We start from the raw sequence: 9,443 nt of genomic DNA on the forward strand, positions 1-9,443 counted from the left end.
GGCCCTAAATTTTTTGTTTTCGGGGGGGGGGGTGTGTTCCCACACCCCCCCGGGGGGGCTTTCCCCGCCGACCCCCGGGGGGGGGGGGGGGGGGGCCCCCCCCCCCCCACCCCGGAGCTGTCCCGATGGCCCGTCAGGCCACGATCAGGGAGATCCCGTACGCCACCGCCGCCGCGCAGGCCGCGAAGCAGGTGTAGGCGCCCGTCACGGCGAGCGTGGCCGAACCGCCCTGCGCCGTGGCGCGTTCCTGGCGCGACAGGCCCATGACGCCGAGGGTGAACAGGGCCACGAGGCCCACGGTGACCACGAGGCTGACGCCGAAAACGGAGCCCAGGGCTGCCCAGTCGATCTTCATGATGCTTCTCTTCCTTCGTACCGGACGCGCCGGTTCAGACGGCCGCGGCCGGCGGAGCGGCGGGGACCACCGGCTCGGGGGCCGGGGAGGGGATGGTCGCCGTCAGATCGTCGGCGATCTGGCCCGCCGGAGGCGGGATCACGGCCGCGATCGCCGTCGTGACGACGCCCGCCGGCTCCTCCTGCTCGTTGACGTTCGAGGCGTCGACGACCTCGCGCCGGGAGATCTTCCAGATGGCCGCGCTGGAGGCGATCAGGAAGGCGACGACCAGGCCGGTGCCCCAGTCGCCCAGAGCGGTCACCGACTCGGCGAGCGCGCCCACCAGGGCCGCCGCCGGCAGTGTCAGGCCCCAGGCCACGAACATGCGGGTCGCCGTCGACCAGCGGACCACGCCGCCCTTGCGGCCCAGCCCCGCGCCCATCACCGAACCGGAGACCGAGTGGGTGGTGGAGAGGGAGAAGCCGAGGTGGGAGGAGGCCAGGATGACGGTGGCCGCGCTGGTCTGGGCGGCGAAGCCCTGCTGCGGCTGGAGGTCGGTCAGGCCCTTGCCCATGGTGCGGATGATGCGCCAGCCGCCGAGGTAGGTGCCGAGCGCGATGGCCATGCCCGCGGAGAGGATGACCCAGGTGGGCGGGTCGGAGTCGGGGGCCACGGCCCCGCCGGCGACCAGGGCGAGGGTGATGATGCCCATCGTCTTCTGGGCGTCGTTGGTGCCGTGCGCGAGGGAGACCAGGCCGGCCGAGGCGATCTGACCGGTGCGGTAGCCCTTCGCAGCGGCCTTGCCGTCGGCCTTCCTGCCCAGGGTGTACGAGAGCCGGGTCGCGAGCATCGCGGCGACGCCCGCCACGATCGGCGCCGCGATCGCCGGGAGCAGGACCTTGGTGACCAGCACGTCACCGTGCACCGCGCCCGTTCCGGCCGAGGCGATGGTGGCGCCGATCAGACCGCCCATCAGGGCGTGGGAGGAGCTGGAGGGCAGGCCCACCAGCCAGGTCAGCAGGTTCCAGAGGATCGCGCCGACCAGCGCGGCGAAGATGACCTCGGGACGGATGCCGGTCTCGTCGACGAGACCCTTGGAGATCGTGTTGGCGACCTCCACCGAGAGAAAGGCGCCCACAAGGTTCAGCACGGCGGACATCGCCACCGCGACCTTGGGCTTGAGCGCACCGGTCGAGATGGTCGTGGCCATCGCGTTGGCGGTGTCGTGAAAACCGTTCGTGAAATCGAACGCGAGTGCGGTGATGACCACAATCGCGAGGATCAGCGAGAAGTTTTCCATTTACCCAGGCAATCGTTCGAAGTCATTGGTGTGTCGACCGTAGGCAATCCGGGTGAACGGAAGATGAACTGGGACGGGCGTCGCGGTGTCCTTGCGGGAAGGCGGAGGTGCCTTTCGCCGAGCACGCCCGCAACGCGCCGCCGCCGCGGCGGCGTCCTGGCAGGATCGCGGCATGACCGAGCAGCGACGCGAGCAGAGGGACGCCCGGGGTCCCGGGGACGGCGGGCAGGGCGCGGTGGAGCGAGGGGGAAGGGCCGCGTCGGCCGAGGAGGCGCGGGCCTGGGAGGCGCTGGTGGCGACGGCCCGCCGCACGGTGAGCGACGGACTCGTCGTCGGCACCTCCGGAAACGTCTCCGTGCGCGTCGGCGACACCGTGCTGGTCACCCCGTCGGGGGTGCCCTACGACCGGCTCACCGCCGACGACGTCACCGGCGTCGACCTCGCCGGCCGGCAGGTCCTCGGCGACCTGGTCCCGACGAGCGAAGTGCCCATGCACCTCGCCGTCCACCGCACCACCGACGCCGGCGCGGTCGTCCACACCCACGCCGTGCACGCCACGGCCGTCTCGATCCTCCTGCCGGAACTCCCCCTCGTCCACTACATGGCGGGCGCGCTCGGCGGCCCCGTCCGGGTCGCCGAGTACGCGACGTACGGCACCGAGGAGCTGGCCGCGAACATGCTCCGGGCGCTCGCCGGCCGCACCGGCTGCCTGCTGCAGAACCACGGCGCCCTCACCTACGGCGCCACCCTCGACCAGGCCTACGACCGCATGGCCCAGCTGGAGTGGATGTGCCGGCTGTGGCTGACGGCCTCGTCGGTCCCCGGCCGCACCCCCGCCCTGCTGACCGAAGAACAGGCGGCACAGGCGGCGGAGCGGCTGCGCGGGTACGGCCAGCGAACCTGACGGGGTGCCGGGTGCCGGGTGCCGGGTGCCGGGTGCGGGGTGCGGAACCGGCGGCCGTGCTCACCCCGGGCGGACGCACCACTGGCCGCGACGCGGGTCGGCCTGGACACTGGTCGGGTGCGCACAGTCACAGCGACGGCCGCGGCCGTCACCGCAGCCCTGGCCGCCGGCGCCGCGAGTATCGCCGTCGGCCGCCTCGCCAGCGACGCCGCGCTGAAGGCGCCGCCCGGCCGGCCCCTGCCCACCGAACCCCGGCTCACCGTGCACGGCACGGCCGCCGGCCGGATCACCGTCAGCCGCGATCTCGCCGCCCTGCGCCCCGGCTCCTACGGGCTGTCGGGCGACGGCTCCCACGCGGTCGTCGGCCCCGTCCTGCCCACGGTCCCGCACCCCGTCGACACCGTGGTGCGCCGTCTGGAACGCGTCACCCACGGCTCCCTGAACCCGGGGGACGCGGTCTGGCTGACCCCGAACCTGTACGTCGGCAACCCCGGCAGCGCCCTCGGCCTGGACCACGCCGACGTCGACGTCCCCGGCGAACTGGGCGACCTGCCCGCCTGGTTCGTGCCCGGCGCCCGCCGCACCTGGGTGATCGCCGTGCACGGACTGGGCGCCACCAGGGAGCACGCCCTGAACGTCCTGGGCTTCCTGCACAGCCGCCGCTTCCCCGTGCTCGCCCTCGCCTATCGCGGCGACCTCGGCGCCCCCCGCTCGCCGGACGGCCTGAACCACCTCGGCGCGACCGAGTGGCGGGACGTGGACGCGGCGATGCGGTACGCCGTGCGCTACGGCGCCGAACGCGTCGTCCTGCTCGGCTGGTCCACCGGCGCCACCATGGCGCTGCGCGCCGCCGCCGACTCGGGCCTGCGCGACCTCGTCTCGGGGCTCGTCCTGGACTCCCCGGTCCTCGACTGGCGCAGGACGCTGCGCGCCCTCGCCGCCGCCCGCCACACCCCCGGAGCGCTGCTGCCGCTCGCCGTCCGCGCCGCCGAGGGCCGCACCGGGCTGCACGGCGGCGCCGGTGACCACGCGGACACGGCCGCCGCCCCGGACCGGCTGCGGGTCCCGACGCTGATCGTGCACGGGCCCGACGACGTCGTCGCCCCCTGGGACGCCTCCCGCCGCCTCGCCGCCCGCCGCCCCGACCTGGTCACCCTGCACACCGTGGCGCGGGCCCCGCACGGCGCCATGTGGAACGCCGACCCCGCCGCCTACGAGGAGGCGCTGCGCCGCTTCCTGACTCCCCTGATGTGACCGCCCCGCCCGGCGGCCCGCCGGCCCGGTCCGACCGCCCGCCCGCCCCTGGGCGCCGCCCCGAGCGGCCGCCGGGGTTCCGTTTAAGGCCGTACCACTGGCCTGAAGGCGCCGTCTCCCCCCTCCCGCCACCCCGCCCGCCGGCCGGCCCCCCGGCCCGGCGGGGCATTCCGTTTGGGTTTTCGGACCGTCAACCGGAAGACTGCACCCGTGACGTCCCGTATCCCGCGCGACTCCAGGCTTCGACTCGTCCGCCCGCGACCCCTGGCCGCCGCCCCCTCAGCTGTGAACGAGCGGCGCCCGCGCCGCCCCGCACCCCGCCCGCCGGAGGGCACCCCGGCCCCGGCGGAGCTGGCCAGAATGGCGCGCTCCGGACTGGCCGCCGCGGCCCGCGTCGCCCGCTGGGCCGACAACGCCCTCGGCCCCGGCCGAGACGCCGCGACCACCGACGGCAAGGCCACGCTCTCCGAGGCGACCGCGGAACGGGCCGCCAGTGACCTGGGGCTGACCATCGAGCGGATCCGCGCCGACTGGGACACCGCCCGGCTCGCCGGTCTCGTCGAGGTGCACGGCGACAGCGCCCGCCCCGGCTGGCGGCTGCGCGCCTGGGACCGCGACGACAGCGCCGTCCTGCGCGGCTGGGTCGCCCTCTTCGACGCCTGGTCGCTCTCTTCCCCCGAACCCGGGGACCAGGAGCCCGGAGCGGTCGCCGAGGTCGTCTCGGCCATGCCCCAGGTGCTCTCCTTCCTCCAACTGTCCGCCGGGCCCGTCCCCGTCGAGCAGTTGCTGGACCTGCTGCGCCAGCGCGTCACCGAACTGCGCACCGAGCGCTGCGAGGTCCCCTACAGCGCGGGTTCCGAGCCCGCGACCCCGCTCGCCCCGGTCACCCCCGCCGACGTCGAGCCGGCCGAGCCGGCCCAGGACGCCGAACTCGCCCCCCTCCTCGACTGGGCCCTGCACGCCCTCGCCTCCGTGGGCGCCCTCACCTGCGACGACGCACAGGCCACCCTCACCCCGCTGGGCAACTGGGCGGTCTGGGTCAAGCTGGAGCAGATCTGCGTCGCCGCGCAGAGCCCCGCCGGGAACATCGAGCAGTCGGCCGAGGCCATGCTCCGCGGCTGCGCCCAGCTGCGCCCCAACGCGGCCCGCGCCGAGTACCGCGCCTGGCTCGCCGCCCGCACCGTCGGCAGCGCCGTCCACGAACTGCTGCTGGCCGCCCGCGGCGACGACGCCCTGCTGCGCGGCCTCGCCTTCGAGGCGCTGCGCGTGGTGGGCGCTCCGGCCGAGCCCGTCGTCCGCGCGGTCGTGGACGAGCCGGCCCTGCGGCCGTACGCCCTGCTGTGGCTCGCCGAGCACGACGGCGTGGACCCCGAGGACGCCCACGAGGTGCTCACCCGGGAGGAGGCCACCTGGCTGTGGGTCGACACCGCCGCGGCCGTCGCCGACCACGGCGAGGCGCCGATGCTCGTCCGCCACCTGGAGTCCGCGCTGCAGCCGACCGTGCCGGCCCTGCTGACCGAGGTGCGGGCCGTGGGGCATCCGCGCACCGTGCAGGTGCTGGTGGCGCTGGCCGCCGCCCACCCCGACCCGGCCCTCGCCAAGGCCGTGCGCCGGGCCGCCTTCCAGGTGCACACCGGAGGCAGCTGACCGACCGGCCGCCGGGGCGGCCGCACGAGGATACGGACCCGCAGGGCCGCATCCGCCGGGCGCCCCGGGCACGGGCCGGGCCGTCGCCGAGGGTCCGTCAGCTCGGTATCTCCGGCGCGTACGTGCCGAAGCTCCAGAGGTTGCCCTCCAGATCGCGGGCCATGTAGTCCCGGGAGCCGTACTCCTGGTCCGTCGGAGGCATCAGGATCTCCGCGCCGTGTTCCACGGCCCGCCGGTGATGCGCGTCGACGTCGTCCACGACGACGTACACGCCGGCCGGGCCCGCGCCCTTCATCGCCGTGTCGAAGACGCCGCCGCGGCCCTTGGAGCCCAGCATCACCGCGCCGTTGCCCTGCACCAGCTCGGCGTGCATGACCGAGCCGTCCTCGCCCTCGTACACGGACAGCTCCATGAAGCCCAGGGCCTCGGTGAGCTGGCGGATCGCCGCTTTCGCGTCCGTGTACAACAGCGTCGGGAAGAGGGTGGGGCGCCCGCCGTTCGTGCCTGCCATGCCGATCACTCCCTTGTGATCCCTGCCGCTTTCCTGACCCGCCCCCCAGTGTGGCACCCGGCACCGACAACGCCCCCGGACGAGGACTCGGCCGAGGCGGGGGAGTGCGGCGACCCGGTGACGCGGCGAAGGACGCGGCGAGATCGAACGCCTGGACCCAGAAAAAGTGCTTGCACGGTCCCGTTAGACTGGCGTCATGGCCATTCTCCTCGCGCACTAGACGGCGGGAACGTCCTCAGCCGCCCATCCCGCCAACGACCCCGCACTGGAGTCTGTCCGTGATCTCCGCCTCCGGCATCGAGCTGCGCGCCGGTGCCCGCATCCTCATCGAGAACGCCTCCTTCCGAGTGGCCAAGGGCGACCGCATCGGTCTGGTCGGGCGCAACGGCGCCGGCAAGACCACCCTGACCAAGGTCCTGGCCGGTGAGGGCATCCCGGCCGCCGGCCAGGTCACCCGCTCCGGCGAGGTCGGCTACCTCCCGCAGGACCCCCGCACCGGCGACCTCGACGTCCTGGCCCGCGACCGCATCCTCTCCGCGCGCGGCCTGGACGTCCTGATCCGCAAGATGCGGGAGAACGAGCAGCGGATCGCCAACGGCGCGGGCGCCACCCGCGACAAGGCGATGCGCCAGTACGAGCGCCAGGAGACGGAGTTCCTCACCAAGGGCGGTTACTCCGCCGAGGCCGAGGCAGCCACCATCGCCGCCGCGCTCAACCTGCCCGACCGCGTGCTGGGCCAGCCCCTGCACACGCTCTCCGGCGGTCAGCGCCGCCGCGTGGAACTGGCCCGCATCCTCTTCTCCGACGCTGACACCCTGCTCCTCGACGAGCCGACCAACCACCTCGACGCCGACTCCATCGTCTGGCTGCGCGACTACCTCAAGACCTACCGCGGCGGCTTCATCGTCATCAGCCACGACGTCGACCTGGTCGAGACGGTTGTCAACAAGGTGTTCTACCTGGACGCCAACCGCTCCCAGATCGACGTCTACAACATGGGCTGGCGGCTCTACCAGCAGCAGCGCGAGTCCGACGAGAAGCGCCGCAAGCGGGAGCGGCAGAACGCCGAGAAGAAGGCCGCCGCGCTGCACTCGCAGGCCGACAAGATGCGCGCCAAGGCCACCAAGACGGTCGCCGCGCAGAACATGGCCCGCCGCGCCGACAAGCTGCTGTCCGGACTGGAGGCGGTCCGCCAGTCCGACAAGGTCGCCAAGCTCCGCTTCCCCGAGCCCGCGCCCTGCGGCAAGACGCCCCTGATGGCCGAGGGCCTGTCGAAGTCCTACGGCTCGCTGGAGATCTTCACCGACGTCGACCTGGCCATCGACAAGGGTTCGCGGGTCGTCATCCTCGGCCTGAACGGTGCGGGCAAGACCACCCTGCTGCGGTTGCTCGGCGGCGCGGAGAAGCCCGACACCGGCGAGGTCATCGAGGGCCACGGCCTCAAGCTCGGCTACTACGCGCAGGAGCACGAGACCCTGGACCCGGAGCGCACGGTCCTGGAGAACATGCGGTCCGCCGCCCCCGACCTGGATCTGGTCGAGGTCCGCAAGACGCTCGGCTCGTTCCTGTTCTCCGGGGACGACGTGGACAAGCCCGCCGGTGTGCTCTCCGGCGGCGAGAAGACCCGGCTGGCCCTGGCCACCCTCGTGGTCTCCTCGGCCAACGTGCTGCTCCTCGACGAGCCCACCAACAACCTCGACCCGGCCAGCCGCGAGGAGATCCTCGGCGCGCTGCGCACCTACAAGGGCGCGGTCGTCCTCGTCACCCACGACGAGGGCGCGGTGGAGGCGCTGCAGCCGGAGCGCATCATCCTGCTGCCCGACGGCGTCGAGGACCTGTGGGGCGCCGACTACGCGGATCTCGTCGCCCTGGCTTGATCATCGCCGATGGATCATTCGGCCCATCGGTGATCCATCATCTGTGTGAGATCTCCTCGTATCGAGGTGTGTCCTACATCGATTTCGCGGCCGATCCCTTTGTCGACAAGGGGTCGGCCGTCTCGCGTCTCTGACCTGGCACTTCTCGGAAGAACCCGTTCGGCGGTACGAACGCGTACACATGGAATCGTCCACTCCGCTTGTGGGGACGCGCTCCTGTCGTCAAAACCGTCTCGCACGGACCTTGCCGAATGGGTGGCCATCACGCCCCGGAGGGGTGATCATGAGGAGACCAGAGCGCACTTCCCATGAGGAGGCACGGGTGGCCGAGACTCTGAAGAAGGGCAGCCGGGTGACCGGCGCCGCGCGCGACAAGCTCGCGGCAGACCTGAAGAAGAAGTACGACTCCGGTGCGAGCATCCGGGCACTGGCCGAGGAGACCGGCCGCTCGTATGGCTTCGTGCACCGGATGCTCAGCGAGTCGGGCGTCACGCTCCGTGGGCGTGGCGGGGCGACCCGAGGCAAGAAGGCCGCCTCGTCCTGACCTCCGGGCGGCCCATCGGCTTCGACGGTGGCCACCCGGTCGGTGATCCGACCGGCCGGGTGGTTACTGTGCAGTCACTTAGCTGACCGCTAGCTGACCGCACCCACCGGAGGCGCCCCATGGCCACGCCCGACCAGGAACTCGTTCCCCTGCTCGACAAGGACGGCGTACGGCTCACCGTCGACGACGCGCTCGCCACGGTGACGCTGGCCAACCCGGCCAAGCGCAACGCGCAGAGCCCGGCCATGTGGCGGGCCCTCGCCGAGGCCGGGCGGCTGGTGCCGGGCTCCGTCCGCGTGGTCGTGCTGCGCGGCGAGGGCAAGTCCTTCTCCGCCGGGCTCGACCGGCAGATGTTCACGCCCGAGGGGATCGAGGGCGAACCGTCCTTCCTCGATCTCGCCCGCAGCGGCGACACCGAACTCGACGACGCCATCGCCGGGTTCCAGGAGGGCTTCACCTGGTGGCGACGCAACGACGTCGTGTCCATCGCCGCCGTGCAGGGCCACGCCATCGGTGCGGGCTTCCAGCTGGCCCTCGCCTGTGACCTGCGCGTCGTCGCCGACGACGTGCAGTTCGCCATGCGCGAGACCAGCCTCGGCCTGGTGCCGGACCTGACGGGCACCCACCCCCTCGTCTCCCTGGTCGGGTACGGCCGCGCGGTCGAGATCTGCCTCACCGGCCGGTTCGTGCACGCCGAGGAAGCGGTGAGCACCGGGCTCGCCAACCTCGCCGTACCCGCCGCCGACCTCGACGCCCGCGTCCACGACCTGGCCTCGGCGATCCTGGCCGCGCCCCGCGAGGCCGTCATCGAGACCAAGGCGCTGCTGCGCGGCGCCGGCGACCGCACCTACGACGAACAGCGCGCCGCCGAGCGCGCAGCGCAGGCGCGCCGGCTGCGGGACATGGCCGGCGTCGGCGAGTGACCCGACACCGAAGCGGAAGCCGAGGCCGACGGCGCCGGGCCGGCCTCGCTCAGCCGGCCGCCGTCACCAGCACGGCGACCGTCGGACGGCCGGGCAGCGCCTGAGAGACCGCCGCGCGGGACCGCCCGGGCCCGGGCCAGGGCCGGCGG

At 73.4% G+C, this 9,443-nt stretch carries 9 protein-coding genes; 6 read left to right on the top strand and 3 right to left on the bottom strand.

Annotated features, from left to right (window positions below; genetic code table 11):
* Window positions 1–133: 133 nt before the first annotated feature.
* Together ACFVYK_RS12325 and ACFVYK_RS12330 are read right to left on the bottom strand one after the other, a co-directional pair.
* Window positions 134–355, bottom strand: coding sequence for a hypothetical protein (locus ACFVYK_RS12325; RefSeq protein WP_389772070.1), 222 nt, complete (start codon window positions 353–355; stop codon window positions 134–136).
* 34 nt (window positions 356–389) lie between these two features.
* Window positions 390–1,634 carry an anion permease gene (locus ACFVYK_RS12330; RefSeq protein ID WP_389772072.1) on the bottom strand — a complete coding sequence of 415 codons (1,245 nt, stop codon included), beginning with the start codon at window positions 1,632–1,634 and terminating at the stop codon, window positions 390–392.
* 172 nt (window positions 1,635–1,806) lie between these two features.
* Here ACFVYK_RS12330 and ACFVYK_RS12335 point away from each other — a divergent pair, with 172 nt between their 5' ends.
* From ACFVYK_RS12335 to ACFVYK_RS12345, 3 genes are all read left to right on the top strand, one after another.
* The gene (locus ACFVYK_RS12335; protein ID WP_389772075.1) at window positions 1,807–2,538 is read left to right on the top strand and encodes a class II aldolase/adducin family protein; all 732 of its coding nucleotides are present in this window, start codon (window positions 1,807–1,809) and stop codon (window positions 2,536–2,538) included.
* Window positions 2,539–2,655: 117 nt separating this feature from the next.
* Window positions 2,656–3,792 (top strand): alpha/beta hydrolase, encoded by a 1,137-nt coding sequence (locus ACFVYK_RS12340; RefSeq protein ID WP_389772078.1) that lies wholly within the window; start codon window positions 2,656–2,658, stop codon window positions 3,790–3,792.
* Window positions 3,793–4,002: 210 nt separating this feature from the next.
* Entirely contained in the window at window positions 4,003–5,439 is a 1,437-nt protein-coding gene (locus ACFVYK_RS12345; protein WP_389772080.1) for a hypothetical protein, read from the top strand.
* Between the two features lie 97 nt (window positions 5,440–5,536).
* Here ACFVYK_RS12345 and ACFVYK_RS12350 read toward each other — a convergent pair whose 3' ends face one another.
* Window positions 5,537–5,950: a VOC family protein gene (locus tag ACFVYK_RS12350; protein WP_389772082.1), complete on the bottom strand. Its 414-nt coding sequence runs from the start codon at window positions 5,948–5,950 to the stop codon at window positions 5,537–5,539.
* Between the two features lie 278 nt (window positions 5,951–6,228).
* Between ACFVYK_RS12350 and abc-f the strand changes: the two genes are divergently transcribed.
* From abc-f to ACFVYK_RS12365, 3 genes are all read left to right on the top strand, one after another.
* Window positions 6,229–7,827, top strand: a complete 1,599-nt coding sequence (abc-f, locus tag ACFVYK_RS12355) for a ribosomal protection-like ABC-F family protein (protein ID WP_389772085.1) — start codon at window positions 6,229–6,231, stop codon at window positions 7,825–7,827.
* A 322-nt stretch (window positions 7,828–8,149) separates the two neighbouring features.
* Window positions 8,150–8,371 carry a helix-turn-helix domain-containing protein gene (locus ACFVYK_RS12360; RefSeq protein WP_004002281.1) on the top strand — a complete coding sequence of 74 codons (222 nt, stop codon included), beginning with the start codon at window positions 8,150–8,152 and terminating at the stop codon, window positions 8,369–8,371.
* Window positions 8,372–8,490: 119 nt separating this feature from the next.
* Window positions 8,491–9,294: an enoyl-CoA hydratase/isomerase family protein gene (locus ACFVYK_RS12365; protein ID WP_389772087.1), complete on the top strand. Its 804-nt coding sequence runs from the start codon at window positions 8,491–8,493 to the stop codon at window positions 9,292–9,294.
* Window positions 9,295–9,443 lie beyond the last annotated feature (149 nt).

The sequence above is a fragment of the Streptomyces sp. NPDC058291 genome (genome assembly GCF_042880855.1).
GTDB lineage: Bacteria > Actinomycetota > Actinomycetes > Streptomycetales > Streptomycetaceae > Streptomyces.

Excerpts from the sequence above, each read along its gene's own strand:
- ACFVYK_RS12350 (WP_389772082.1), bottom strand. The coding sequence starts at position 5,950 with ATGGCAGGCACGAACGGCGGGCGCCCCACCCTCTTCCCGACGCTGTTG.
- ACFVYK_RS12335 (WP_389772075.1), top strand. The coding sequence starts at position 1,807 with ATGACCGAGCAGCGACGCGAGCAGAGGGACGCCCGGGGTCCCGGGGAC.
- ACFVYK_RS12330 (WP_389772072.1), bottom strand. The coding sequence starts at position 1,634 with ATGGAAAACTTCTCGCTGATCCTCGCGATTGTGGTCATCACCGCACTC.
- ACFVYK_RS12365 (WP_389772087.1), top strand. The coding sequence starts at position 8,491 with ATGGCCACGCCCGACCAGGAACTCGTTCCCCTGCTCGACAAGGACGGC.
- ACFVYK_RS12325 (WP_389772070.1), bottom strand. The coding sequence starts at position 355 with ATGAAGATCGACTGGGCAGCCCTGGGCTCCGTTTTCGGCGTCAGCCTC.